Origin of the sequence: Acidisoma sp. S159 (assembly GCF_009766125.1) — a bacterium.
Classification (GTDB): domain Bacteria; phylum Pseudomonadota; class Alphaproteobacteria; order Acetobacterales; family Acetobacteraceae; genus Acidisoma.
Genome location: NZ_LMUG01000045.1, coordinates 54,139 through 79,248, shown reverse-complemented (window position 1 = coordinate 79,248; position 25,110 = coordinate 54,139). Strand labels below are relative to the sequence as shown.

22 protein-coding genes are annotated in these 25,110 nt (G+C 65.8%); 9 read left to right on the top strand and 13 right to left on the bottom strand.

The features are described 5' to 3' along the window. Positions 1-1,902: Hint domain-containing protein (locus tag GSQ92_RS13550; RefSeq protein ID WP_216856825.1), on the top strand; the 1,902-nt coding region annotated here is incomplete at its 5' end. A 91-nt stretch (positions 1,903-1,993) separates the two neighbouring features. Here the strand turns inward: GSQ92_RS13550 and GSQ92_RS13545 are convergent. After that, complete coding sequence (locus GSQ92_RS13545) at positions 1,994-2,548, bottom strand: TetR family transcriptional regulator C-terminal domain-containing protein (RefSeq protein WP_216856824.1); 555 nt, start codon at positions 2,546-2,548, stop codon at positions 1,994-1,996. Between the two features lie 3 nt (positions 2,549-2,551). Between GSQ92_RS13545 and GSQ92_RS30215 the strand changes: the two genes are divergently transcribed. Genes GSQ92_RS30215 through GSQ92_RS13535 form a run of 3 tightly spaced genes read left to right on the top strand, consistent with a single transcriptional unit; the run spans position 2,552 to position 5,569 of the window. Beyond that, positions 2,552-2,785 carry a hypothetical protein gene (locus GSQ92_RS30215; RefSeq protein WP_158800736.1) on the top strand — a complete coding sequence of 78 codons (234 nt, stop codon included), beginning with the start codon at positions 2,552-2,554 and terminating at the stop codon, positions 2,783-2,785. After that, a complete protein-coding gene (locus GSQ92_RS13540; protein WP_158800735.1) occupies positions 2,733-3,953 on the top strand; it encodes a pyridoxal phosphate-dependent aminotransferase in 1,221 nt (406 codons plus the stop codon). The genes GSQ92_RS30215 and GSQ92_RS13540 overlap by 53 nt, the downstream gene beginning before the upstream one ends. Beyond that, positions 3,950-5,569, top strand: coding sequence for a 5-guanidino-2-oxopentanoate decarboxylase (locus tag GSQ92_RS13535; RefSeq protein ID WP_158800734.1), 1,620 nt, complete (start codon positions 3,950-3,952; stop codon positions 5,567-5,569). Before GSQ92_RS13540 ends, GSQ92_RS13535 begins: the two co-directional genes overlap by 4 nt. Before the next feature lie 24 nt (positions 5,570-5,593). Here the strand turns inward: GSQ92_RS13535 and GSQ92_RS13530 are convergent, their stop codons facing one another. After that, on the bottom strand, positions 5,594-6,142 hold the full coding sequence (locus tag GSQ92_RS13530) for a TIGR00645 family protein (RefSeq protein WP_158800733.1): 549 nt from the start codon (positions 6,140-6,142) through the stop codon (positions 5,594-5,596). A gap of 217 nt (positions 6,143-6,359) precedes the next feature. Here GSQ92_RS13530 and GSQ92_RS13525 point away from each other — a divergent pair, with 217 nt between their 5' ends. Further along, a complete protein-coding gene (locus GSQ92_RS13525; RefSeq protein WP_158800732.1) occupies positions 6,360-7,928 on the top strand; it encodes a DUF563 domain-containing protein in 1,569 nt (522 codons plus the stop codon). 155 nt (positions 7,929-8,083) lie between these two features. Here the strand turns inward: GSQ92_RS13525 and GSQ92_RS13520 are convergent, their stop codons facing one another. Together GSQ92_RS13520 and GSQ92_RS13515 are read right to left on the bottom strand one after the other, a co-directional pair. Further along, positions 8,084-10,927 carry an ATP-dependent DNA helicase gene (locus GSQ92_RS13520; protein ID WP_158800730.1) on the bottom strand — a complete coding sequence of 948 codons (2,844 nt, stop codon included), beginning with the start codon at positions 10,925-10,927 and terminating at the stop codon, positions 8,084-8,086. Positions 10,928-11,238: 311 nt separating this feature from the next. Beyond that, positions 11,239-11,523 carry a hypothetical protein gene (locus tag GSQ92_RS13515; RefSeq protein WP_158800729.1) on the bottom strand — a complete coding sequence of 95 codons (285 nt, stop codon included), beginning with the start codon at positions 11,521-11,523 and terminating at the stop codon, positions 11,239-11,241. A 261-nt stretch (positions 11,524-11,784) separates the two neighbouring features. Between GSQ92_RS13515 and GSQ92_RS13510 the strand changes: the two genes are divergently transcribed. The 4 genes from GSQ92_RS13510 (at position 11,785) to GSQ92_RS13495 (ending at position 15,764) form a co-directional block, all read left to right on the top strand. After that, positions 11,785-13,383, top strand: a complete 1,599-nt coding sequence (locus tag GSQ92_RS13510; protein WP_158800845.1) for a lysine--tRNA ligase — start codon at positions 11,785-11,787, stop codon at positions 13,381-13,383. 80 nt (positions 13,384-13,463) lie between these two features. After that, the gene (locus GSQ92_RS13505; RefSeq protein ID WP_158800844.1) at positions 13,464-13,691 is read left to right on the top strand and encodes a hypothetical protein; all 228 of its coding nucleotides are present in this window, start codon (positions 13,464-13,466) and stop codon (positions 13,689-13,691) included. A gap of 125 nt (positions 13,692-13,816) precedes the next feature. Continuing rightward, positions 13,817-14,998: a multidrug effflux MFS transporter gene (locus GSQ92_RS13500; RefSeq protein ID WP_158800843.1), complete on the top strand. Its 1,182-nt coding sequence runs from the start codon at positions 13,817-13,819 to the stop codon at positions 14,996-14,998. Between the two features lie 13 nt (positions 14,999-15,011). Further along, positions 15,012-15,764, top strand: coding sequence for a gamma-glutamyl-gamma-aminobutyrate hydrolase family protein (locus GSQ92_RS13495; RefSeq protein WP_158800842.1), 753 nt, complete (start codon positions 15,012-15,014; stop codon positions 15,762-15,764). Positions 15,765-15,774: 10 nt separating this feature from the next. Here the strand turns inward: GSQ92_RS13495 and rodA are convergent, their stop codons facing one another. The 9 genes from rodA to GSQ92_RS13450 form a co-directional block, all read right to left on the bottom strand. Then, complete coding sequence (gene rodA, locus GSQ92_RS13490; RefSeq protein WP_159013646.1) at positions 15,775-16,929, bottom strand: rod shape-determining protein RodA; 1,155 nt, start codon at positions 16,927-16,929, stop codon at positions 15,775-15,777. 10 nt (positions 16,930-16,939) lie between these two features. Beyond that, complete coding sequence (mrdA, locus tag GSQ92_RS13485) at positions 16,940-18,823, bottom strand: penicillin-binding protein 2 (protein ID WP_159013609.1); 1,884 nt, start codon at positions 18,821-18,823, stop codon at positions 16,940-16,942. A 28-nt stretch (positions 18,824-18,851) separates the two neighbouring features. After that, complete coding sequence (locus GSQ92_RS13480) at positions 18,852-19,397, bottom strand: hypothetical protein (RefSeq protein ID WP_158800840.1); 546 nt, start codon at positions 19,395-19,397, stop codon at positions 18,852-18,854. Between the two features lie 3 nt (positions 19,398-19,400). Next, the gene (gene mreC, locus GSQ92_RS13475) at positions 19,401-20,345 is read right to left on the bottom strand and encodes a rod shape-determining protein MreC (protein ID WP_158800839.1); all 945 of its coding nucleotides are present in this window, start codon (positions 20,343-20,345) and stop codon (positions 19,401-19,403) included. A gap of 267 nt (positions 20,346-20,612) precedes the next feature. Further along, positions 20,613-21,656 carry a rod shape-determining protein gene (locus tag GSQ92_RS13470; RefSeq protein WP_158800838.1) on the bottom strand — a complete coding sequence of 348 codons (1,044 nt, stop codon included), beginning with the start codon at positions 21,654-21,656 and terminating at the stop codon, positions 20,613-20,615. A gap of 175 nt (positions 21,657-21,831) precedes the next feature. Beyond that, positions 21,832-23,052 carry a DUF563 domain-containing protein gene (locus GSQ92_RS13465; RefSeq protein ID WP_159013608.1) on the bottom strand — a complete coding sequence of 407 codons (1,221 nt, stop codon included), beginning with the start codon at positions 23,050-23,052 and terminating at the stop codon, positions 21,832-21,834. A 144-nt stretch (positions 23,053-23,196) separates the two neighbouring features. After that, positions 23,197-23,613, bottom strand: coding sequence for a hypothetical protein (locus tag GSQ92_RS13460; protein ID WP_158800836.1), 417 nt, complete (start codon positions 23,611-23,613; stop codon positions 23,197-23,199). Between the two features lie 27 nt (positions 23,614-23,640). Next, positions 23,641-24,174 (bottom strand): hypothetical protein, encoded by a 534-nt coding sequence (locus GSQ92_RS13455; protein WP_158800835.1) that lies wholly within the window; start codon positions 24,172-24,174, stop codon positions 23,641-23,643. Positions 24,175-24,182: 8 nt separating this feature from the next. Continuing rightward, positions 24,183-25,103: a hypothetical protein gene (locus GSQ92_RS13450; RefSeq protein WP_159013607.1), complete on the bottom strand. Its 921-nt coding sequence runs from the start codon at positions 25,101-25,103 to the stop codon at positions 24,183-24,185. Positions 25,104-25,110 lie beyond the last annotated feature (7 nt).

The following is a 25,110-nucleotide window of genomic DNA, read 5'->3' as shown; positions in this document are numbered from 1 at the left end:
ACTGCTGAGAACCCGACGGTCTCATCAGGTGGTGTTCTCAACGTCCTCCCGGGCGGGGTGGAGTTCGGCGGCACGGTTCTCTCGGGTACGACTTTCTACGTGTCGAGCGGGATCACGGTGAACAGCATGACCGTTGCCGCGGGCGGCAGCATCGTGGTGCTGTTCGGCGGGGTAGCGAGCGGTATCGATGACTTCGGCAACGTCACCGTCAGTAGTGGCGGCAAGCTCTTTGACCCGATTGAAAGCGGCGGCCTGGTGTCGGTTACCGCCGGCGCCTCGACTGTCGACACGGTGATATCGAGTGGCGGCACAGAGATCGTATTCTCAGGCGGCACAGTTGTGGCTCCGGTGGTCGCGTCGGGTGGCAGCCTGATCATGTCTTCCGGTGCGACGGATCTTGGTGCGGTCATCCTGAGCGGCCAAACGCAGACGATCGGCAATGGGGTTGTCTTCGCCGGCGGCACGACGCTGGCGGGCGGCAGTCTGGTGATCCAGAGCGGCGGCATTGATAGCGGGCTGTTCGATCAGGGCACGGTGATTATCAGTGGCACCAATACAAGTGATGGCATCGCAGCCGGTGGCATCGAGGAGGTGGCGAGCGGCGGCACTCTCGTCGAGGCTGCTCTGCAGGGCGGCACATTGGTGATCTTGTCTGGGGGGTCGGCCGATCTGACATCCAGCGTAAACAACGGTGCGATCGTCTTCAGCGGCAGTGGTCCCGAGCAGTTGACGATCGATGGAAACTTGGCGCCGGCCGCTGCCATTTCGGGTTTCACCGATCCGGCCGTGGGCGGGAAGACCATCGACATCACGGGGATCGGCTCGGCCGTAACGAGCAGCAGCATCACCTTCAGTTCGGGCGCCGAGACACTTACCGTGTCTGGCACGCTCGGGACGGTCACGGTGAAGTTGGCGGCCGGTAGTACTCCGGGTCAGCTGGCGCTCACGACCGACGGCCGTGGCGGCATCCTGGTGATCTGCTTCGCCGAAGGCACCCGGATCGCCACGACGAATGGCGACGTCGCTGTCGAGGCACTGCGTGAAGGCGACTGGGTGTTGACAGCCTTGGGAGACGTGGCGCGGGTGAGGTGGATCGGCCATCGCCGCTTCAGCCTTGCATCCCGGCCGGATGTGGCGCCGATCCGCCTCAGCGAGGGGTCGCTCGGAGAAGGTGTGCCCTCGCGCGATCTTCTTGTCAGCCCGGAACATGCCATGGGCCTGGGCGGCAAGCTGGTTCCGGCGCGGTTGCTGGTCAATGGCAGCAGCATCACCCGCGACACCAGCATGGCGGGGATTACCTACTACCATGTCGAACTGCCGCGTCATGACCTGCTGCTGGCGGAAGGGGCGGCAGCGGAAAGCTGGCTCGATACGGGCAACCGGGGGATGTTCGCGAACGCTCCAGGCTCGGTCGATCTGTATGCCGACCTGGAGCCCGATCTCACCTCCGAGGCGTGGCAGACCCAGGCTTGTGCGCCCTTGGTGGAAGGCGGTCTCGACCTCGCGGTCATCCGGGCGCGGCTGGAGGGCCGAGCGATCATCCTCGGTTATGGCGGGGGTGCCGCTCAGACCTTGTGGCTCGAAACCCAAGGTAAGCACTCGATCGCGCTGCCGGCGGGTGGTGGCCTTCTCCGCTTGGCTTCGGTCGCCGCCAGGGCGCCTGGCGACGAGCGGCGATTGGGGGCGGCGATCGCCGAGGTAACAGTCGATGAGGTGGCGCTCGATCTCGAGGATCATCGCCTGGCCCTCGGTGTCCATGCGATCGAGCGGCTGGGTGAAGCCACCTGGCGCTGGACAGATGGGCAGGCGCTGCTCGACTTCGGGCCAAGCGAGGTTGAGCGTGTGGTGACGGTCACGGTGACGGTCATTGCGGCCGAGCAGGATTGGGCCGTCGCGGCATGAAGGTTGGGGAGGAGCCGCGACGCTCCTCCCTTGTCTGAACGGCTGAAGGAAGAACGGGGCGCCCAGCCGATCGGGCGCCGTTTTTCGTTGGTTACCGAAGATGCGCCTCCACCCAATCCTCACAGATCGCGACGCCTTCCTGCGCGGTGAGGCCTTGGGGGTTGAGACACCAGGCGAGCCATAGCCCGTCGAGCAAGGCCGATAGCCCGGCGGCGGCGAGCCGGAGGTCCGGGGTCCGCGCCGGCTGGCGATCTCGTATGAGGTCGGCGAGCAAGTCTCCGAGCGACCGGCGATATTCCTCGTTCGTGCGGGTGTGGACTGTCTTCATCGCTTCGGAGTGGCGGATCATGCTCCAGAAAACGAGCCAAGCACTGAGGTAATCCGGATCCAGCACGGCGGCGGAGAAGGAGACTGTGAAGAAGGCCGTGAGGCGCTGGCGCGGATCGCCGCCGGCCTCCGCGACGCCAGCCAGGATGTCCCGCAGCACACGGGTCGCCAAGTGGTCATAGGCCTCGGCGACGAGATCCTCGAGATGGGCGTAGTGATGATTGATGAGGCCGGTGGAGACGCCGGCGGCGGCGGCGATGCGTCGGATGGAGGCGCCGGCCGCCCCTTGCTCGGCGAGGCATCGCAGGGTGGACGTCACCAGATGTTCGCGCCGCAGCGCCGGCTTTACGCGCCGGTATTTCCGTTCGGGCTCCACAATGTCGTTTGCCAGTTGCCGCTCCGAGGAAAGCCTTCAATTGCTTCTAACAGCACCGGCATGGGAAGCGCGATGCCCCTTGCTGAACGATTGATCAAGAAGGCCCGGATCGTCTACCACAGCGGCCATGGACACAAACCTCGCCGCCGCCACCCGGTCTCGTTTCTCCTCGATGGTTGACCGCGTCGGCGGTCCCGGCGCCGCGGCCTGGGAAATCCACTATGCGGCTGTGCAAGCGCGCCGACGAAACGAGAATGTAATTCTGCTGAGCGTTGGCGATCCGGATTTCGAGACGCCTCCGACGATCGTCGAGGCCGCTGTGGATGCGCTACGGAATGGCGACACGCATTATGCCGATGTCCAGGGCCGGCCCGGCCTGCGGCAGGCGGTGGCCGACCGTCACGAGCGGGCGACCGGGTGCCAGACCTCGGCGGAAAACGTCGTCATCCTGGCCGGGGCGCAGAACGCCTTGTTCGTCACCACCCTTTGCCTCTGCGATGCCGGGGACGAGGTGCTGGTGCCGCAGCCGATGTATGTGACCTATGAGGCGGTGATCCGGGCTTCGGGCGCGGTGCCCGTGCCCGTGCCTGCGGCGCCGGGTGGATTCAGGCTCGATCCGGCGGCGCTGGCCGCCCGTGTCACGCCGCGCAGCCGCGCCATTCTCATCGCCAACCCATCCAACCCGACCGGCACCGTGATGACGGCGGAGGAGTTGGCGGCGCTGGCGGCAGTGGCGCGCGCGCATGACCTCTGGGTCATCGCCGACGAGGTTTACGGCGCGCTGACCTTCGACCGGCCGCACCTTCCTGTCGCCGCATTGCCTGGGATGGCGGAAAGAACCATCACCATCACCAGCCTTTCCAAATCCCATGCCATGACAGGCTGGCGGATCGGCTGGGCCGTCGGGCCGCAAGAATTCGTGACGCATGCGGTCAATCTGTCGCTCTGCACGCTTTACGGGCTGCCGGGCTTCGTGCAGGCGGCGGCCGAGCATGCGCTGTCCCTGGGGGACGCGCCGGTCGCCGAGATGCGAGAAGTCTACAGGGCGCGGCGTGATTTCGTCGCGCGGCGCCTCGCCCATTATCCCGAGCTGCGATGCACGGTGCCCGAGGCCGGCATGTTCATGATGGTGGATGTGAGCGCCACCGGATTGAGCGCCAATGAATTCGCCTGGGCCCTGTTCCGCGCCACCGGTGTTTCCGTGCTGGACGGCGCGGCTTTCGGGATCGAAACGGCCAAATACCTGCGCCTCTCCTTCACCGTTTGCGAGGAGATCCTCGATGATGCGTGCAGCCGCATCGGCGGTTTCCTCGCCACACTCACCCCAGCCATAGCGGGTGCGGCATGAGTGAGGCGGCGGGCCGCACTGTCGGCGAAGCGCTGATCGATCTGCTGCGGGCGCGCGGCGTCGATACCGTCTTCGGCATTCCGGGCGTGCATACGGTGGAGCTGTATCGCGGCCTCGCCTCCAGCACGATCCGCCACATCAGCGCGCGGCACGAGGCGGCGCTCGGCTTCATGGCGGATGGCTATGCGCGCGCCACCGGCCGGCCAGGCGTCTGCTTCGTCATCACCGGGCCGGGCGTCACGAACATCGCGACGCCGATGGCGCAGGCCTATGGCGATTCGATTCCCATGCTGGTGATTTCGAGCGTCAATCCGGCCGGGCGCGATGGTTCTGGAGACGGCTGGCTGCATGAATTGCCGGACCAGCAAGGCGTCGCGCAGCGCGTCGCGGCCTTTTCGCATACGGTGCGGACGGCGGCGGAACTGCCGCAGGTACTCGACCGTGCCTTCGCGGTCTTCGATGGTGCGCGGCCACGACCGGTCCATATCGCTTTGCCGACGACGCTGCTTTCGGCGCCGGCTGGCGACCTGGTGCGAAATCGTGCGCCAGCGACGGTCGCGCTGCCTTTGCCCGATGCCGCGACGCTCGATGCCGCGCGGAACGAGCTTGCCTATGCCCGGCGGCCGCTGCTGCTCGCCGGTGGGGGCGCCCAGCGCGCTGGCCGGGAGATTTTGGCGCTGGCCGAGCGGCTCGACGCGCCGGTGGTACTCACCATCAATGCACGCGGGCTGCTGCCGCATGACCATCCGCTCAACGTGCCGCTGAGCGCCTCGCTTGCCGGTGTGCGCGCTTTGATCGGTGAGGCCGATGTGGTGCTGGCGGTCGGCACGGAACTTGGCCCGACCGATTACGACATGTGGGACGAGGGTGGCTTCGGAATTCCGGGCCGTCTCATTCGCGTCGATATCGACCCTGAACAGGCCATGCGCGGGGTGTCTCCGGACATCACATTGATTGGCGACGCCGGCGGCACGCTCGCGCGGCTGCTCGATGGTTTGGGGCAGGTGAGCGCGGATGGCGCGGCGCGGGCGACGGCCGCGCGGCATGCGGCGCTTGTGGGTATCGAGGCGATCGATCGCTTCGACCTCGACTGCCTCGAAACGGTGCGCGCGGTACTGCCGGATGCGATCGTGGTCGGTGATTCCACACGGCAGGTCTATGCCGGCAATCTCTATTTCGGCGGCTCCGCGCCGCGTGGCTGGTTCAATGCCGCGACGGGGTATGGCGCGCTGGGCTACGGCCTGCCGGCCGCCGTGGGCGCCGCGATCGCAGCACCAGAGCGGCCAGTGGTCTGCCTCTGCGGTGATGGCGGATTGCAATTCTCGCTGGCCGAGCTTGGCACCGCCAAGGAGTCCGGGGCGCGGGTGATCCTGCTGCTGCTGAACAATGGCGGGTACGGTGAGATCAAGGCGGCGATGCGCCGCTCGGGCGTGGCGCCGGTGGGCGTCGATCTGTTCACGCCGGACTTCCAGCAGCTCGTGCGCGCCTACGGCTGGAACGCGACACGCCTCGGTGCGGGTGATTCGCTGGAGGCGGCGTTGCGGTCAGCCGCCGGGCGCGAGGGGCCGAGCCTCATCGAGTTCGGTCTGGATGGCTGCGTGACGGGCGCTAGGTGAAGGGGTGATGCGACAGGCGTCGTTTCAAGGTTGATGCTTGTCGCGTGACGGCGGCGGTTTCGTGCCTGTCGAGATGAGGTTCGCCGTGCCCATCGACAGCCAGTCCATGACCGCCAGCAGCACGCAAGAGGTGACGAAGGTGGCGTGGATGATGACCGCCCAGAGCATCGTCCGCTCGCTCTCTTGATCGATATCGAGGAAGATCTCGAGGAGCTGAATCGCGGTGATGGCGACGATCGAGCCGATGAGCTTGAGCTTGATGTCGCTGAAATCAACATGCTCCATCCAGCTCGGACGCTCTTGTGTATTGGGCCCATAGAGCCGGGCCACGTAGTTCTCATAGCCCGAGAAGATCACCATGATGAGGAGATTCCCGACGAGGGAAAGCTCCACCAGAGAGAGGATTCCGACGATGACCTCGTTGGTGCTCTGCGTCGGCGCGTGCGCGAAGAGATCGTAGAGCTTGCGGAAAAACCGAACCAGCAGCAGCAGGAAGCTGGCGATCAGCCCGATATAGAGCGGCGCCATGAGCCAGCGGCTGGCGAGGATGAAGCGGGCGGGAAAGTGTTTCATCGGGGTCCGGTGCGATGGCCAAACGGTGTTCCTGAACGAGGTGGCGCGCAGGCCTTCACGTGATAGTCACGAATTCAGCGTAACTGCGCTCCGCGGACCACGTTGGAGCAATCATGAGCGAGGACAGCCCCTTAGACAAGCTCATAGGCCTCGGCCGCGTGAAGGATTGGGCGGTTCCGGGGCAGCCAGACGGCGCGTTGGTGGATGTCATGCGGCGATGAACCCCTCGACGGAAGCCGAGGCCGCCACCCGCGTGCTGGTCGAGGAAATTCTGGCCGCCGAGGCGCAGGAAGAGAGGCTGCTGTCGCATATGTCGCGGCTCGCGGCGGATAAGCGGGACGACGCGGTGTGCTGGCTCTTCGAGAGTCTGTTCTGGCGCCTGCGCATTACGAATTACTGGATTCTCTTCCGCGCCGCCGAGGCTTACGAGATCCGCGGCAAGCCCGAACTGGCCTTTCTGCTCTTCGGCTTTGCACAAGCGCTGCATCCCGAGTCTTCAGGATCGCCGGCGGCGTCCCGTGCGCTGTTCATGTCCTTCGCGCAGCGGGGCCGCCCGAACGACATGCTCGATGTTTTCGAGACGCATGCCGCTCACTCCCCGCAAAAGCCGATCGCCGCACTGTATGAGATCCGGCCGTTGCTCAATATGACCGGCCGGTCGGCGGAGCCCTATCTCGGGCCGCCGGGCAATCCGCGTGTGGATGCGGCCAGAACCGATCGCATGGTTTTCCCCGCAAGCACCCGCGCGGCTTGCACGATCGAGATTCTCGGCGGGCCGCCGATACCGGCGCTGCTTCGCCTCGCCGTGAATGCCTCGCGGCCGGCGGTCACGGTCGCCTGTTTGCAGGATGCCGAGGTTTTGACCGATGGCGATGTCTTCATGGTCCGGGACTCCGCCGGTCGGCCGCACTGGGATGTTTCGATCTGCGACTTCCCCGCGTTGTTCGAGCGCCACCTCGCCAGACTGAGCGAGGTTGAGCACGCCGCCTGCGAGGAAGCCGTCATCATCGGCGATCGTTTCTCCCACCCGCCGAACCTGTCGCATTTCATGCTCGACCAGGTGACACGCCTCGCTTGCTATGCGCAGGCCGGGCTGCGGCTCGATGAGGTCACCGTCATCGGTCCCGAGCCAGTCGTGGAGTTTCAGCGCGCCATTCTGGAGCGTTGCGGTGTGCGTCATGTTTTCGGCACGGGCCGGCCTGCGCGACTGCGCGTCGGCCGCTTGTGGGTCGCGAGCACTTGCCGAGAATTGCAGCATCCCGCGCATCTCGGCGCTGGCTGGGCGATCGATTATCTGCGCCGAACTCTGGCGCCGGAAATAACGGCGACTCCAAGTCTGCGGCTTTATATTTCGCGTGGTGATGCGACCTCGCGCCGGGTGACCAATGAGGCCGAGCTTTGCCGGTTGCTGACGGCCCATGGCTTCACGATTTTGCTCGCGAGTCAGATCAGCTTTGCCGAACAAGCTGCCGCCTTCGCCGCGGCCAGCCATGTCATCGGCGCGCATGGTGCTGGGCTTACCAATATCGTGCTGTGCCAGCCGGGCACGCATGTTCTGGAGTTCTTTCATCCGCTGTACGGCACGGATGCCTATGCGTCGCTCGCACCGGAAGGCGGTTTCCGCTACGCCGCTTTGACTGGCAAAGATGGCGCCTCGGACGACCCGGTCTTCAACGATCCTCGGCTGCAGGATCCCCGGCGCAACCTCTTTGGCCTGCGCGACATTACGATCGATGTGGGTTTGGTGGAGGCGTGGCTGGAGAGGACGTTCGCGGCGGCTGGTTAGGGCGGGATGATCTATTTGAATCACGCCCCAGAGCTCCGTCATGGCACGCGGAGGCGTGCCATCCACGCCTTGCCTTCGTCGTGCAAGGAAGGCGTGGATGCTCGGCCTTCGCCGAGCATGACGAGGTGGAATGAGCACGGCTCAAACCAACGACATCACGCCGACAGGAATCCCCGCGTTTCCGCCGCCGCTTCCGCGAGGCCCACGCGTTGCACTGTCACGCCTGGCGGAAAGGCGGCCAGCAATCGGGTCGGCGTACGGCGGTCCAGTAAGACGAACACGCCATGGTCGTCGGCGCGGCGGATGAGACGGCCGAAGGCTTGGCGGAGGCGGAGGCGCGCGACGCGGTCGTCATAGCTTTTGGGCTTGGCGCCCGAGAGATGGATGCGGCGTTCGCGATGCAGGATATCGGGGCGCGGCCAGGGCACGCGCTCGAATACCACGAGGCGCAGCGCGCGGCCCGGCACGTCCACGCCGTCACGCATCGCATCGGTGCCGAGCAGGCAGCTATCCTCCTCGGCGCGGAAGATATCGACGAGCGTCGCATTGTTCATCGCATCGACGTGCTGCGCATAGAGCGGCAGGCCCGCCTGTTCCAGCGCCGGGGCGATGCGGCGGTAGGTGGCGCGGAGCCGTCCGATGGCGGTGAACAAGCCCAAGGCGCCGCCGCCCGAGGCCAGGAACAGGGTGCGGTAAGCGGCCGCCAGCGCCGCCGGGTCGCCGACATCGACATCCGTCACCACGAAAGCCTTGGTTCGCGCGGCATAGTCGAAGGGGCTGGAAAGCGCGGCGCGGATCGCCGGGAGCGGCAGATGTCCGGCACCGACCCGCGCCTCGGCGGCGGTCCAGGCGAGTTCGGGATCCGCCTCCCCGCCGTCGCGCAAAGTGGCCGAGGTCACCAGCAGACCGTGGGCCGGGGCGGCGAGAGTGGTGGCGAAAGGGATGGTAGGGTCGAGCCAATGCCGCAGCAGTGCGGCGTCCCGGTCGCCAGCCTCGCCGCGATCGAGGCGGAGGAATTGGACATGGGTCGGCCGCGTGCCGGGGGCTGCCGGGGGCTCGGCCAATTCCTTGAGCATGATCTGCCAAGCGGTCAGCGGATCGATGGCACGGCGGGAAATGGTGCGGCCGAGACCCTCGATGCGCGCCCGGCTTGCGCTGTCGAGCTTGTCGGCATCCTCGTCGAGCCGCGCGAGCAGGCGATGCATGAGGGTGCCGAGCGGTTCGGCGATACGGGCCAGCGCCCGGCCGAAGCGATCCGCCGCCGCGATGACATCAGGCTCGACGGGGTGCAGATCGCTTTCGGAGGAGAAGCCGGTGCGGGCGTCGTCCTCACTCGCGGCGCCGGGGAGGCGGGCGAGGATCTGGCGGCGGAGGGCACGTAGAAACGCCTCGGCGGGATTGGCGCGGCCGGCTTCCAGGCCGGTCAGTTCGGGCCCATCCGTCTCCAGCCGGCTCGGCCAGGCGGGGGCCGGTAAGGCGCGCGCGGCGGTGAGTGCGGCTTCGAGCGGTGTCAGCAATTCCGGACGGTCGGCCACGAGATCGCCGATGCGGACCGCGAGGCCACGGCCCCGCGCGCGGCTGCCTTCCGTGCCGAGCAGCCAGCGCCGCAGCTCGGCGGTCATCCGTCCCGAGAGTTCGGCCGAGAAGGCGGCGTCGGCGGCATCGAAGAGATGGTGGCCTTCGTCGAAGACGTAGCGTGTGGGGACGGTGGCGTCGTCGAGACCGCCCCAGGCGGCCTGGGTCAGGACCAGCGCGTGATTGGCGACGACTAGGTCGGCTTCGCGGGCGCGGCGGATGCCGTGTTCGACGAAGCAGCGTTTCCAATGGGTGCAGGCGGCGTAGATGCATTCGCCGCGACGGTCGGCGAGGGCCGCGACGGTGGGCGTGCCGAAGATCTCGATGAACCAGCCGGGCAGGTCGCCGCCCAGGATGTCGCCATCCGAGGTCAGGGCCGCCCAGCGCGCGATGAGGCCCAGGGGGATGATGGCGCCCGGGTTGAAGGCGCCGCCGGTCGCATTGGTGACGGCATCCTCAAAGTTCAGCAGGCAAAGGTAGTTCTCCCGCCCCTTGCGCAGGACGACGCGGCGGCGGCGCTCAGCGGGGTCGGGGAAGAGGCGGGCGAGTTCGGTTTCGACCTGGCGTTGCAGATGGCGGGTGAAGGTGCTGATCCAGACCGGCGCGCCATTGCGCTCCGCCCAGAGGCTGGCGGGGGCGACATAGCCGAGGGTCTTGCCGGTGCCTGTTCCGGCCTCGGCGAGCACGAGATGCGGCGCGCCCTCGGTCTCGCGCGGGGCGAAGGCGGCGCTGGCGGCGGAGGCAAAATCCGCCTGGCCCTGGCGCTGCTCCGCCTCCGGTCCGACGAGCTGCGCGAGGCGGGTGCGGGCTTCGTGCGGGGCGACGGCATGGGCGGAAGGCGGCGGCGGGGCGGCTTGCTCCTCCCATTCGGGGAGACGGCGCCAGACCTTCAGGGCCGCAACTTCTGAGCCGCTCGCGCCATGGCCGGCGAGGGCCAGCGTTTCGACGATGAGCGGACCCCAGCCCCAGCCGGCGCGGGCCATGCGGCCGGCGAGGGCGCCGGCATCGGCGTTGCGGGGCAGATGCGCCTCGGTCTGAAGGCGGCGCAGCAGAGCGGCGGCGATTTCAGGGAGAGCGGCGGCGGCGGCTTCGAGCCCGGCGCGGGGCGGTTCCAGGCCGAGCGCCGAAGCCAGGCCGCGCGGCGTCGGCACGGCGGGTTCGGCGGGCGCCACGAAGGCGAAAAGCTCGAGCAGGTCATAGGCCGCGACGGGCGCCAGGCCGAGACGCCGCCAGGTGGAGGGCGCGTGGACGACGAGCGGCGGACCCTCGGCCCGCAGCCGGTCGGCCACCGCCTCGGCGCGGAGGGTGAGCACCTCGCCTTCCGCCGTCGCCAGCGCGGCGCGGCCGGCGCCGGAGACCAGGGCGGTCCAGTCGGGGAGTGCCGCGGAAATATCCGGCGGCGGGTTCACGTGTGGGAGGGGCATCTCAAGGTGAGATGGTCATACTCCTTGGAGACACCAAACTGCTACCGGTGACCCGGCGGCGGTTTGGAGAAATCGACGGGGCCGTAGGTTGGGAGGCCGCGCCAGATTTGTGCAGGGCGAGGTTTATTCAATTTCCTTGGCTGGCCCCAACAGAACGATTCGCCGAAGCTTGGCTCCCCTCGCTGAGATAGACCTATCGCCGCGCGTCGGAGAGCGGAGATCGCATTCCTAGATTCACGCACCGCCCAATCTGGCATTGGAGCATTTACGAGTTCAAGGTGATCCCACGCTTGCGCATCCAATTTATTGGGTCAGGTTGCGGGCGGACCATTGTTGGTCAGCAGCTTCCGAGCGTTAAAGATTGCCCGAATATGACCAGTGTTCAAGTCGCCCAGCTGTGTGGGATTCGGCATTTTCGCGCCGTTGATCTGGACGTAGCTCCCGAGCGGATCCGCGTGACCCGCAACGTAGACCGGCCCGGCCATGATTTGGGGCGTAATGACGGGTCCGATCGGTTGAAACGTCAGCGGCGAGTCTGAGGTTTTTGTATACAGCTCGATGCCAGTGTTATTGGTGACGCCATTGGCAGCAGACATGCGCTTCTCTCCAGGGCCAGTAGGCAAAGCGAAACTCAGGTCTCGCGCTTCACCTGATCGGTGGGCAACTCTGCCCAACGGGCTAGATCGTAATGCTAAACGTCCAATAAACGGTAAAAGTTGCTTCAGTAGATTTCCCCCGCGCACCCTCGACGTCGATTGGAAGGCGTCTGAACCGTCTCGTTACTTGCCGATTTCTGCCCAGCGATGTCTGCGTGTGGTCTGATTGACGCCCCTTCGTCCCTTCCATAGCTTCGGCCCATGAGTGACCCCGCACCAACCACTGTCGCAACGAAATTGCAGCCGCCCAAGACCTGGCCCTTCGAGGAGGCGGCGAAGGTCGCGGCGCGGCTCGCTGGCAGCGGTAAGGCGGAGGCGCTGTTCGAGACGGGTTATGGCCCCTCCGGACTGCCGCATATCGGCACCTTCGGGGAAGTTGCGCGCACGAGCTGGGTGCGGCAGGCCTTTACCGCGCTGACCGGCTTGCCGTCCCGCCTCATCGCCTTCTCGGATGATATGGACGGGATGCGCAAGGTTCCGGACAACGTGCCGCAGCGGGAGATGCTGGCGGGGTTTCTGGGACGTCCGCTGACCGACGTGCCGGATCCCTTCGGCACGCATGAAAGTTTCGGCGCGCATAACAATGCAAGACTGCGCGCGTTTCTCGACGGTTTCGGGTTTCAATACGAATTCATTTCGGCGACCGAGGCCTATCGCTCGGGCCGCTTCGATGCGGCGCTGCTGCAAGCGTTGCGTAAGCATGACGAGATCGTGCAGGTCGTGTTGCCGACGCTGGGGCCTGACCGGCGCGCGACCTATTCGCCGATCCTGCCGATCCATCCGCGCAGCGGGCAGGTGATGCAGGTCATCATCGAGTCCTTCGATGTCGAGGCGGGCACGGTGCGCTGGCGCGATCCCGGCGACAGCACCTGGTTCGAGACGCCGGTGACCGGCGGCCATGCCAAGATGCAGTGGAAAGCCGATTGGGCGATGCGCTGGGCGGCGCTGGGCGTCGACTACGAGATGGCGGGGAAGGATCACATCGAGGGCATCAAGCTCTCCGGTGCGATCTGCCGCATCCTGGGCGCCGAGCCGCCGGCCGGTTTCAACTACGAGCTGTTTCTCGACGATCGCGGCCAGAAGATCAGCAAGTCGAAGGGCAATGGCCTTTCGATCGACGAATGGCTGCGCTATGCGCCGGCTGAGAGCCTGTCGCTGTTCATGTTCGGTCAGCCGCAGCGCGCGAAGCGCTTGTTCTTCGATGTGATTCCCCGCGCGGTTGACGATTACCTGGCCCATGTCGCCAAGGCGAAGCGCGACGGTGCGACGGACCCTTCCAACCCCGCCTGGTATATTCATTCCGGTGACGTTCCGGCCGAGATGGGCAGCCCGATCAGCTTCGGCATGCTGCTCAATCTGGCGAGCGTGGTGAACGCCGATACGCCCGATATGCTGTGGGGTTTCATTCGCCGCTACGCGCCGGAAAGCACGCCGGAGACGGCGCCGTTTCTCGCCCGGCTCGTGGCGCATGCGGTCGTATATTATCAAGATTTCGTGCGGCCGAAGAAGGCGTTCCGCGCTCCGAATTCGGTGGAGCGAGCGGCGCTTGCCGATCTGGCGGAAAGTCTTGCGGCCTTGCCGGCGGGTGCGGACGCCGAAACCGTGCAAACCCTGGTCTATGATGTCGGCAAGCGGCATCCTTTCGCCGAACTCAAAGCATGGTTCGAATGCCTGTATCAGGTGTTGCTCGGTCAAACCGAGGGGCCCCGGTTCGGCGGCTTCGTGGCACTTTACGGACGTGACGAGACTATCGCGCTGATCCGCCAGCGTCTGGCGGCAACCGAGGGCGAATCCGCCTGACTTGTCTGGCGCTGGCGCCAACCAACATCCGCTGTGAGCCGGCTCAATGTCCTGAGGCGGCAACAGAAGGGATCATTGAGATGACGCTGATCTCCCCTCGCGCGATTATCCTCGCCACCATGCTGGCGGGCTCCGCGCTTTCATTGTCCGCCTGCGGGCATTCTCCTGGCACTCGCGCGGTGACGGGCGGGCTACTCGGCGCGGGCGCTGGTGCCGCGGTCGGCGGACTTGCGGGTGGCAATGCGGGCACTGGCGCGCTGATCGGCGCAGGCGTGGGCGCCGCGGGTGGCGCGGCCACTGCGCCTTGAGTCGTATGCAGACGATAATGCTAGCGAAGCACGGATGACCCGCACAAAAAACTAGCGCTAACGTCCTCCTGATCCGCCGAAACGGCGTCGCTTGGTGAGGGGAAGCTGTGTCAGAAGGGAAGGACATGACCTTCCCTGTCTGGCTTCCAGCACTCCTCGGTTTTCTCACCGCCGTCGGCTCAGTCTCGATCGATATGTATTTGCCGGCCTTCCCGGCGATGGCGCGCGAACTCGGCAATATCCAGGGCGGCGCGCAGATTACGCTCGCGACGTTTTTCATCGGGCTGGCGATTGGTCAACTGACCTTCGGGCCGCTGGCGGATCGGCTGGGGCGGCGGGCGCCACTGCTGGCGGGGATGTTCATCTATACGCTCGCCACCATCGGCTGCGCGCTCTGCAACAGCTTGCTGATGCTGTCGGTGTTCCGGTTGCTCGCGGCCTTCGGGGGTGCCGCGAGCGTCGTCGTGCCGCGCGCCGTGGTGCGCGACCTGGCGACGGGTCCCGCGGCGGCACGAATGATCGCGCAGCTCATGCTGGTGATGGGGGTCTCGCCCATCCTGGCGCCGGCGCTCGGCGGCGTCATCCTGCAATGGGCGGGGTGGCGAGCGATCTTCTGGTTCCAGGCGGGCTATGGCGTGATCAATCTCACGCTCGTCTTCTTCCTGCTCAAGGACACATTGCCGGAGGCGAGACGGGTGCGGCTCGGCCTGTTTAGCGTGCTGCGGCGCTACGCCATGGTCGGGCGCGACCGGACCTTTCTGCCGAGCGCCCTGGTCGTGGCCTTTGGTAGCTGGACGCTGTTTGCCTATCTCAGCGGCTCACCGCAGGTCTTCATCGACGGCTTCCACGTGACGCCGGTGGTTTACGGCTTCATCTTCGGGCTCAACGGCTTCGCCCTGATCAGCGGCAGCCAGCTCAATGGCAGGCTGGTGATGGCGAAGTTCGGGCTGGACCGGACCTTGACCGCCGCCGTCCGGCTGATGCTGGGCGCGACTCTGGTGCTGGCGCTTCTGGTGCTCCTCCACTGGGATTCTTTCGTGGGCACCATCGCCTGCCTGTTCGTGGTGCTGTTCAGTCTCGGCTTCCTGTTTCCCAATGGCACAGTCGCCGTCATGGCCCGGCATCACGCGAATGCGGGCGTGGCCTCGGCCCTGACAGGAACGTTCCAGTTCACTCTCGGCGCAATCAGCGGTATGCTCGTAGGTCTGATGAGCGATGGAACGTCGCGCCCGATGGTCTTTTGGATGGTCGTTGGAGCGGCGGCAGCGGCGGTGTTCAACCATTTGCGGCCCCGAGGTGTCATTTGATGCGGTACGGCGCGTGAAACTCGGGGCGGAGCCCGCGATCGTCGGGATCGCCGCGCGCTCCTGCCGGCTCGATGGCGCGCTGCGGTACACGGCTTCGGCCGCGCTGACCGAGGCGCTGATGGAAGGCGCCGAACTGCTCCCGGTGATTCTGCCGCTGACAGGGGTCAATCAGACGCTGCTGCTCGATCGCTTGGACGGCGTCCTGCTGCCGTCCGGCACCAGCAACCTGCCGCCCTGGCTCTATAATGGCGATGGCGAGGACTCGGCCGAGTCCGATCCGGCGCGGGATTCGACCACCTTGCCGCTCATCCGCGCCGCCGTGGCGGCCGGGCTTCCGGTGCTGGGCCTGTCGCTCGGCATGCTGGAGATGAATGTGGCACTTGGCGGCTCGCTGCACAGTCGCTTGCGGGATGTGCCCGGCCGCATGGAGCACGAGTTGAGCAATGTCGAGGATGGGCCGTCCGAGCATGTCGTGCGTCTGACGGGCAACCTTGCGCGCATCTGCCAGGCGACGGCGATTTCAGTGAATTCGGCGCATAGCCAGGGGATTGACCAGCTCGCGCCGCATCTCGCTGTCGAGGCTCTGGCGCCCGATGGCACGATCGAGGCTATACGGGTGACCAAGGGTTCCGGCTTCGCGATTGGCGTGCAGTGGTGTCCGACGGAGGATTACGCGACGCGCAACGACCGGCTGACCTTGTTTCGCGCTTTTGGCGATGCCTGCCGGCAATGGGCGTCACAACGGGAGAGAGCGCTGAGCGCCTGACTGGCTTGGGTCAGCGCCGGCTGGCGAGCGCGTCCTCCGGAAATTCCACGTCGCGATGGACGTGGACGGACATTAGGATGCCGAAGGCGATCATCGCGGTGATGAGAACGGAACCGCCATAGGAGATCAGCGGCAGCGGCACGCCGCCGACGGGGATCGCGCCCATCACCATCGCGATATTGACGAAGACATACATGAACAGATCGACGCTGATGCCCAGCGCCACCAGGCGCCCGAACTGATGGCGGCAGCGCAAGGCGATGAGCATTCCGCCGAGCACAATGAGCAGCAGCAGGAACAGCACGCCGAGGCTGCCGACCAGGCCGAATTGCTCGGCGATAAGATCGAAAATGAAGTCGGTCTGTTTCTCGGGCAGGAAGTCGAGATTGCCCTGGGTGCCGTTCATGAAGCCGCGGCCGAGCAAGCCGCCGGAGCCCAGCGCGATCTTCGATTGGATGATGTTGTAGCCGGAGCCTAGCGGGTCGCGCTCGGGATGCATGAAGGTGAGGATGCGTTCGCGCTGGTAGTCGTGCAGGTGGTGATAGGCCAGCGGCAGGGCGGCGGCGAGGCCGCCGATGACGATCACGAACTTCCACCAGCGCACCCCGGCGGCGAGGAAGATGGCGCCGCCGATGGTGGCGGTGATGACCGCCGTGCCGAGATTGGGTTCCTTCAGGATCAGGCCCACCGGCAGCAGCACGGCGAGCGTCGCGGGTAGCAGGAACAGCAGGTTGCCGATGCGCTCGTAGCTGGCCCGGTGGAAATAGCGGGCGAGGGCGAGCACCAGGAAGATCTTCATGAGTTCGCTGGGCTGGAGCTGGAAACCGCCGACCGAGATCCAGCGCTGCGCTCCCTTGCCGACATGGCCGTAGCGGGCGACCACCAGCAGCAGAAGGATGCCGAGGGCGTAGAGCGGCCAGGACCAGGTGGCGATGCGACGGATATCGGTCATCGCCAGGACGACCATGATGACGAAGCCGATGCCGAAGCGGACGAGCTGCTTCTGCGCATAGGGCTCCGGCGAGCCGCCGGCCGCCGCATAGAGTGCGATATAGCCGACCGCCGCGAGCGCCATGATCAGCAGGACATAGAGCCAGTTGGTCTGCCAGACCTTGCCCGCGATGCCGAGCGATCCTTCGCGCCAGAGCCGCCGCTCCATCATGATGGAGCGGCCGTCATGAGGCGCGGACCGAGGGCGTTACGAGGGCGGAGGGCGTCGGCGGCAGCGGGTGGTCCCGCCCGGCCGGATCGAGATGCAGGGCGTCCGTCATGATGTCGCGGGCGATCGGACCGGCGATGTCGGCGCCCGCATTGCCGTGCTCGACAACCACAGAGACGGCGTAGCGGGGCGCGGCATACGGGGCGAAGCCGATGAACAAGGCGTGCGGGCGGAGCTGCCAGGGCAGGTTGAGCGAGTTGAAGCCGTGTTCCCGCGCGTAGCGGCCAACCCGCACTACCTGGGCGCTTCCTGTCTTGCCCGCCATCTGGACACCGGCAAGCCTCAGCCGCGCCGCCGGGGCGGTGCCGCCGGGCGCATTGACCACCGCCCACATGCCTTGGCGGATCAGCGAGAAGTAATGCTCGGACAGCTCCATCTTGGGCCAGTCCTCGGCCACAGCACCGGTCTGCACAACACCCGCGCGGGAACGCGCGACATGCGGGCCGACAGTCCGCCCGGTGGCGATGCGGGAGGCAAGCGTCGCGAGTGCCAAGGGCGTGGTGAGGATGAAGCCCTGGCCGATGCCGCTGATGACCGTATCCCCGAGCGCCCATCGCTTGTGGTGCACCCTCTCGTGCCAGGCTTTGGTCGGCATCAGCCCGTTCTGGACATTGTCCATATCCACGCCGAGATCGGCGCCGATGCCGAAGCGCTGGGCCATGGCGGCCAGCGGCCCAATGCCGGTGCGTAAGGCCGCATTGTAGAAGTAGACGTCGCAGGAATTCTTGATCCCGCCCTTAAGGTCGAGCGGGCCGTGACCGCCTTTTCGCCAGCAATAGAAGCGCGCATTGCCGAGGTCGAAATGCCCGGGACAGGAGATCGTCTCATAGGGTCCGACAGCGCCGGAGGTCATCGCCGCCATCGCGGTGACCGTCTTGAAAGTCGAGCCGGGCGGATAGAGTCCAGCGGCGGCCTTGTTGATCAGCGGCTTGCGCGGATCGGCCATCCAGCTCTGCCATTGCGTGTTCGAGACGCCGGAATCGAAGAGGCTCGGATCGAAGCTCGGCTGGCTCACCATGGCCAGCACTTCGCCGTTGCGCGCGTCCATCACCACCGCGCTGGCGCTCTGCCCGACCAGCCGATCGGCGACGGCCTGTTGTAGCGCGATGTCAATGCTGAGGCCGAGATCGACGCCGGGCGTGCCCTCCTGCCGGTCAAGTTCGCGGATAACGCGGCCCACGGCGTTGACTTCGAGCTGCTGGGCGCCGGCGTGGCCGCGCAGGTCGAGGTCGTAAAAGCCCTCGGTCGCCGTGCGGCCGACCCGCATGCCCGGCATGGTGAGGGTCGGGTCCGCCTTCACGTCGGCGTCCTTGGGCGGCCCGACATAGCCGACGACGTGGGAGAGCAGCTCGGATTGCGGGTAGATGCGGGTGGCGCCGACATCGATCAGCACGCCGGGAAGGTCGGGGGCATTGACCTCGATCTGCGCCATCTGGTCCCAGCTCAGGAAGTCCTGGAGCATCACGGGGACGTAGCGCTGATGGGTCCGCAGCTCGCGCAGGATGCGGGCTCTTTCGCTGTCGGAGAGCGGCACGAGCTTGGAGAAGGTGTCGAGCACGGTGGCGGGGTCGTTGGTCTGCTCCACCATGAGCAGCGCGCGCCAGTTTTGCCGGTTGGTGGCAAGCTCCGCGCCATAGCGGTCGAAGATGCGGCCACGGGACGCGGCGAGCAGCCGCACGCTGACGGAGTTGCCGCGCGCCATGGCGGTGTATTTGGCGCCGTCCACCACCTGCATCTTGTAGAGCCGGGCCCCGAGCGCGCCGAAGACCGCGACCTCTGCGCCGGCCACAAGCAGCGCGCGGCGGGTGAAGATTCCGGAGTTGAAAATCTCGCGCTTCATGCTAGCGCCGCGCGGGGGATGGTCCGGCTCACGTCTGTTCCGGCGCGGCCAGGCTGCGATGCGCCTGGATGAAGACGATGGCGATGAGGGGATAGAGGCCGGTGGCGAGGAGGAAGACGAAGAGGCCAGACGCCGGAGGGAAGAAGGTCCAGTCCAAAAGGCTGCACAAGGCCCATTGCAGCGCTGTCGCCACGGCGGCGACGATCGTGAAGATCAGCCAGACGAACAAGAAACTCTGTTTGCCGAGCGGGCGCCGGATGCGCAGCACGAGCATCTGGGTGAGGAGCAGGATCAGCACGGAAACGCCCGGCGGCATCTCCTCCATAAGGTCGGCGAGGAGGCCGAGCACGAAGACGAAGGGTGGCGGGAAGGCCACCGGGCGGAATAGCGACCAGAAAAAGACCGAGGCGAGGGTGATGGCCGGCAGGAGCTGGGCTTGTCCCGGCAAGCCAAAGGGCGCGCCCGCGATGACCATGGCGAAGATGGTGATCGCCCCGGGGAAGCCGCGCCGCGCCGTGCGATCGAGCCGCTGCCCGAAGCTGCGGCGCGGCCGGATGCCCGGTGTCTTCTCCATGGGTCACCGCGGCCCGGCGGGATGCGCGGCCGACACGGCGCCCGGCTTGGGGGTAGTGGAGGCCGGCGCCATCGGCGCGGCGGTACTGGGCGGTGGCTGGACGGGCCGCCCGGCCGGCGCATCGGGCGCCGTCACGCCGGTCAGGTCGTAGTCGAAGAGCCGGAGGATCGCGAGGTGATCGAGATCGGCTTCCGGATGGACCTGCGGCACTTTGTCCGCGTTGTAGTGGACCGTGCCGAGCGGCAGGCCCGCCGGAAACGCACCGGCCGCGGCGCTGGTCATCACGCGCTCGCCTTCGGCGGGTATGGTGCCCTCGGGCCAGTAGCGCAGCACCGGGAAGGCGCCGTTAGTGCCTTCCATGACGGCGCGTCCGCCGCTGCCCTCCAGCACGACGGGGATGCGGCTGTTCATGTCGGTGATGAGGAGCACGCGAGCGCTGCGCGATCCGGCCTCGGTCACGCGGCCGACGACGCCGCGATCGTCGAGCGCGATCTCGCCCTTGGTGACATGGTGGGGCGGCGTGACGCCGACCAGCACCGAGCGGGCGTAGATGCCGCCGCTATCGGCGACCACCGGGGCGGTGGTGAAGGCGGGCGCCTGGGGCGGCATCCAGCTCAGCGCCGCCTTGAACTCGGTATTCTGCGCCTCAAGCGCCAGAGCGGCGGCCTGCCAGCGATGGAGCGCCTCGTTCTCGGCCCGTAGCTGGGCGTTCTCGGCTCTGAGGTCCCAGATGTCGAGCACATCGGTTGCGACGCCGCGCAGGTTGGCTAGGGGCTTCGCCATGGTGCCGTAGATCGGCGCGAGGGTGTCGGCCAGCGCCATGCGGACGCGCATGGCGAGCACGGCATCGGCCTTGCCGATCAGCATGAGCGCGAAAGCCGCCGCGATCAGCACTGGGAGGGACAGCTTCTCCAGCGCCTGGCGGACGGGAATGGACAGCCGTATCACCTGCGCCGCGTCTCCAATCAGGCCCTTACTGGAACCTGGGGGCTATACTCGCCAGCGCGAGGAGAATCGAATCTTAAACCATTGAGAGACGGGCGTAGCTGCCACGCTGCCGGGTGCCAGAGTCGGGGGCTAAAGTACGGCGAAGGCGTTTCACCAATACCAGCCCAGGCGCTCTCACAGTCCGGCCATCGCCGCTCAAATATAGACCGGCAGCTTTAACGTCGCGGTAATAACGTTCCCGCAACTCGCCAGTGAAAGCGTAGCCGCTCAATACATCGACGTAAGGACGTTTTGCAGGCGCTTCATCTCCTCGAGCGCCCGGCCGGTGCCGAGGGCGACGCATTGCAGCGGGTCCTCCGCCACCACCACCGGCAGTCCGGTCTCGTCCCGCAATACCTGGTCGAGGTGGTGCAGCAGGGCGCCCCCGCCGGTCAGGACGATGCCCTTGTCGACGATGTCGGCGGCAAGCTCCGGCGGCGTATTCTCCAGCGCGACCTTGACGGCTTCCACGATGGCGCCGACCGGCTCGCTGAGGCTCTCGGCGATCTGGCGCTGGCTGACCAGCACCTCGCGCGGCACGCCATGCATGAGGTCGCGGCCCTTCACCTCGCGCCAGGGGCCGTCGATGCCCGGCGCGTCGGTCATGGCCGCGCCGATGTCCATCTTGATGCGCTCGGCCGTGCTCTCGCCGATCAGCAGGTTATGGTTGCGGCGGATGTAGCTGATGATGGCCTCGTCCATCTTGTCGCCACCCACCCGGACACTTCGGGCATAGACGATGCCGCCGAGCGAAATGACGGCGACCTCGGTGGTGCCGCCGCCGATATCGACCACCATGCTGCCGGAGGGCTCGGTCACTGGCAGGCCGGCGCCGATCGCGGCGGCCATCGGTTCCTCGATAAGCAGAACCTTGCGGGCACCGGCGCTCTCGGCGCTTTCCTGGATTGCGCGGCGCTCGACGGCGGTCGAACCGGAGGGGACGCAGACGATGATGAGGGGGCTGGCGAAGCTGCGGCGGTGATGAACCTTGCGGATGAAATGCTTGATCATCTCCTCCGCCACCTCGAAGTCGGCGATCACGCCGTCCCGCAGCGGGCGGATGGCCTGGATGTTGCCCGGGGTACGGCCGAGCATGTTCTTGGCCTCCTCGCCGACGGCGAGCACCACCTTCTTGCCCCGGATATCCGCCATGGCCACTACCGAGGGCTCGTTCAGCACCACCCCGCGGCCTTTGATGTAGACGAGGGTATTGGCCGTCCCGAGGTCGATGGCCATGTCGGCCGACATCAGGCCAAACAGTCGAGCGAACATCCGCCAACACCTTCCGCATGCAGCAACCGCGGGGGCTTACCTGTGGGGGGCGGTGTTCACAAGGGGTTGGGGGCTCGCGGGCGGCGGGACGGGGTCAAGTCAAGGTAATCCGCGCGGAGACGGGCCGGAGCGTCTCCGCGAATAATAACACCGAAGAGGGCGGCGGGGCAGGCGGTCATTGCAGAACCCGTCTCCAGACCCGTGAAAGAAAGCCACTGGCTTCGACGGCCGGCTTTTCGCGGATAACCAGATGAGTTGTCTCCGCCAGCAGCGGGAGCGGCGATGCGGCCTCCGGCTCAGGCGGGATGGGTGCGGCAGTTCTCTTAGATCGCGCCGCGGAGATGCGGTGCTTTATTTCGACGACGCGACTGAGGATGAGGTCCGTATCCAGGATCCACCCGCGCATATGCGGATCTTCGCCAACGGTCTCAGCGCTGTCAAAGAGATCAATCTGGTACTCTAGCCCCGCCGCTTGCGCGAGACGACTAAAACAAGGATTCAGATAGTGGGACGGAAGCAATTCGTAAAAGATGGTCCCCGGCCGGCAGAAAACGACATTGGTCAATCCTGCGCCATGCGGACCAAGCACGGCGCGTGCTTTGCCAAAAAGGTTAACCTGCTGGGGAACGGAGAGACTTCCCGGCACAACCACCCGGACACCCTCCGCCTCCAGAAGCCTTATCAGCGCCTCTTCATTTTCCGCCGCTCTGTTGGCACTGTCGGTGCGTGCGACATACAGAATCTTCGCATCGACAGGCGTCCCGTCCATGGCCGCCGCAGCGAGGCGATCGTAGACTCTCTGCGCCGATAGCGAAATCTCAAAGGCGGTACTGCCGTTCTGGAATTCGCTATATTCGAGCCGTGGAATGAAATAGTGATGCCTTGGGTCGAGCGCGATCCGCGAGACGCGATCATAGCCAAGGATCTCAAGAATTTCAGCCTGCCACGGCTTAAGGTCGCCAGACAGGAGCGTTATGTTGTCCGGACCAATGTTGCGAGCTGACCAATCCAATCCTGGAATCGTTTGCACGAGCCAATGGTAGTAATTGTCGAATGAGCGTGCCATCACGTGCTCTGTCACGGATTCCAGCTTGATGAGATCCGTCTCAATCACGCAAGCGTTTTCATAGAATTCTAGCGGAACGAGATAGTTTGACTCTCTTATCTTCATCCCATTCTTAAAAAGCGTCATCGCGGCGGTATCGAGGTGCACATTCTCCAAATGGTAGTTGCGGATATTGGCTGAGTGGAGACGCGGGCGAAAGAGATCCGCATAGTCTGGCCGGTCAAAGCCGCGCCCGAGTATTGCCACGGGCGAAGGCAGCGGTTGCGACCGCTCGATGTAATTCGTGCGCGCTGCCACCTGTCCGATTGAAGTTTCCGGCACGGGCGCCATCCTCGTCCTCGCCTCAAGCGTTTCCGAGCCGATAGTCCGTCATCGGACCGATGCTTTGCAAGCCTCGGCCGAGGAACGTGGCGCCGCGATGTCGAGCAGGCCGATCGATGTACATCCTGGCACTATAGGCTCAACTGGCTGTCGTCAGGCCGATGCTTTCGCGAATGGCGCGGCGGCAGCCCCGGCCAAAGCGAGGTGCGTCTTCTGCAGCACCATCTCCGCCACCGCGCCTTCCGCCGGCTGCAGTGCCGCTAACGCAGCCGGCACCTTTGTCGCAACCGTCGCCGCCGCATTGGCCGCCGCTGTTCGCAGCCCAGCGGAATCAGCGACGTCCAGAATGCCCGCGCGAATATCGGCGACAATCGAGCCGGATGCATTCGTCGTAGCACTCTGCACGATGCTGTTCATGTTCGCCATTGACGAGGCCGTAGCGGCACCATTCACCGCCGTCAGATGAGCACGGAGCCACTTCAGGGCGATGCCGATTCCGGCGGTGATCGCCACAGCGGCGACCGTCGCCGCCCCTTCCTCAAAGGGCTGCAAAATGGGCAACCAGTTCATCTCATATCTCCTGTTCTAAAAAGCATCTCAGAGTGTCAGGCCGCGCTGCGAAAGCGCAGTGCTGATAGTGTCCAACACGCGGGTAAGGCCGCCGAGTTGGGCCTCCATCGCAGGCAGGCGATCAACCTTCTGTTCGATCTTGCCGAACTCGGCACGCGCCTCGACCTTGAATTCGTTCAGTGCGGCAGAGAGGCGCTGCTCGACCGCCGCCAGCTCCGGTTTGGTCGCGCTGCCGTCGCGCAACTGATTAACCTGCTGTTGCAGCGCAAAGAGCCCGGTCTGCATCGTATTGGCGAGATCATGCCGCGCTTTCGATTCAACCGCCTGCGCCTTGTCGAGGATCCGGTCCGCATTGTGCTCGACACCGTCGATGCGGGTGCCCATCTCGATGCGCAATGCGCCGATGTCGATGCTCTCCTTGCCCTCCAGCCGCTCGAAATCCTTCTTCGTTTCCGAGCGAAGCTTGCCGTTCTGCCCGACCAGCCAGGCAAGAGCGGATGAGTAGAGAGCGAAGACGGTGACGGTGATGGTAACGACCTCGACCCATTCATTGGCCGTCATGGCGGTTCTCATCCCATGCTATTGCTGTCCTCATCGCGGCTCCGCAGGTAGCGGTCGATCGCGCGCGTCAGGGCGGGCTTGTTGCCGGCGAGTTCCCATACGCCCCAGACATTGCGCTTGATGTCGTGGTCGGGATCGTAGGCATTCGTGGTCAGGATGCCCCAACGATCGACATAGGCGCGCTTGTCCTTTGGCCCGTGCCAGAGATGGTCGATGGTGCCTGGCACGTAGGAGATATTGCCCGCGATGTGGCGGGCGCGGGTTTGCCAGGCCAGCAGCATGCGCAAATAGCTCGCGGAGATGCCGCTCGGCACGCTCTCCGTGACGCGGTTGATCAGCGCCAGCGCCATGTGGTGATCGCCGGCGCCGAGGATGGCGGTGTCGATCAGGCCGCCGGTCCAGTCGAGCGCCTGGCGGGTCGCCGCCCAGGCATAGCCGGGATGGGCGAACTGATAGCCGGCACTGCCGCTCGGGATGATCGGCCGGCCTTCGTGCCAAAGACGGCAGAAGCTGCGATGGGCTTGCAGATGATCGTCGTTCGGCCCGAGATCGTAGCAGTCGGACCAGGGCTGCACGACATCATATTGCTGCAACGCATGGACCGTCTCGACCGCCCACTCGGCTTTGCGGAAGCGGATATCGGCGTCGATCCAGGCGACGTATTTCCAATCGTCCGGCAGCCGCGCGAGCGCCAGGTTGATCAGACGCTCCTTGCACCACAGCGGCGTCCGCGCACGCACGCCGATATGCGTGACGCCCGTCCGCCCCGCGAGGCGGAAGGGCCGCTCGCCATAGGCGCATTCGACGACGGTGAGGCGAACGCCGCTATCGAGCATATGTTGCTCGAAGCTGTCGTAGAGCCGGTCACGGCTTTTCCAGCGAATGGGATTTGCGATGGTGGCGATGACGTGCAGGAGATCGGCGCGCATGAACGGC

Coding starts and splice junctions, on each gene's coding strand:
- GSQ92_RS13520 (WP_158800730.1), bottom strand. CDS start 10,927: ATGCCCCTCCCACACGTGAACCCGCCGCCGGATATTTCCGCGGCACTC.
- GSQ92_RS13535 (WP_158800734.1), top strand. CDS start 3,950: ATGAGTGAGGCGGCGGGCCGCACTGTCGGCGAAGCGCTGATCGATCTG.
- GSQ92_RS13505 (WP_158800844.1), top strand. CDS start 13,464: ATGACGCTGATCTCCCCTCGCGCGATTATCCTCGCCACCATGCTGGCG.
- GSQ92_RS13455 (WP_158800835.1), bottom strand. CDS start 24,174: ATGACGGCCAATGAATGGGTCGAGGTCGTTACCATCACCGTCACCGTC.
- GSQ92_RS13465 (WP_159013608.1), bottom strand. CDS start 23,052: ATGGCGCCCGTGCCGGAAACTTCAATCGGACAGGTGGCAGCGCGCACG.
- GSQ92_RS13470 (WP_158800838.1), bottom strand. CDS start 21,656: ATGTTCGCTCGACTGTTTGGCCTGATGTCGGCCGACATGGCCATCGAC.
- mrdA (WP_159013609.1), bottom strand. CDS start 18,823: ATGAAGCGCGAGATTTTCAACTCCGGAATCTTCACCCGCCGCGCGCTG.
- GSQ92_RS13525 (WP_158800732.1), top strand. CDS start 6,360: ATGAACCCCTCGACGGAAGCCGAGGCCGCCACCCGCGTGCTGGTCGAG.
- GSQ92_RS13510 (WP_158800845.1), top strand. CDS start 11,785: ATGAGTGACCCCGCACCAACCACTGTCGCAACGAAATTGCAGCCGCCC.
- GSQ92_RS13515 (WP_158800729.1), bottom strand. CDS start 11,523: ATGTCTGCTGCCAATGGCGTCACCAATAACACTGGCATCGAGCTGTAT.
- GSQ92_RS13540 (WP_158800735.1), top strand. CDS start 2,733: ATGGACACAAACCTCGCCGCCGCCACCCGGTCTCGTTTCTCCTCGATG.
- GSQ92_RS30215 (WP_158800736.1), top strand. CDS start 2,552: ATGTTCGCGCCGCAGCGCCGGCTTTACGCGCCGGTATTTCCGTTCGGG.
- GSQ92_RS13450 (WP_159013607.1), bottom strand. CDS start 25,103: ATGCGCGCCGATCTCCTGCACGTCATCGCCACCATCGCAAATCCCATT.
- GSQ92_RS13530 (WP_158800733.1), bottom strand. CDS start 6,142: ATGAAACACTTTCCCGCCCGCTTCATCCTCGCCAGCCGCTGGCTCATG.
- GSQ92_RS13500 (WP_158800843.1), top strand. CDS start 13,817: ATGACCTTCCCTGTCTGGCTTCCAGCACTCCTCGGTTTTCTCACCGCC.
- GSQ92_RS13480 (WP_158800840.1), bottom strand. CDS start 19,397: ATGGAGAAGACACCGGGCATCCGGCCGCGCCGCAGCTTCGGGCAGCGG.
- GSQ92_RS13460 (WP_158800836.1), bottom strand. CDS start 23,613: ATGAACTGGTTGCCCATTTTGCAGCCCTTTGAGGAAGGGGCGGCGACG.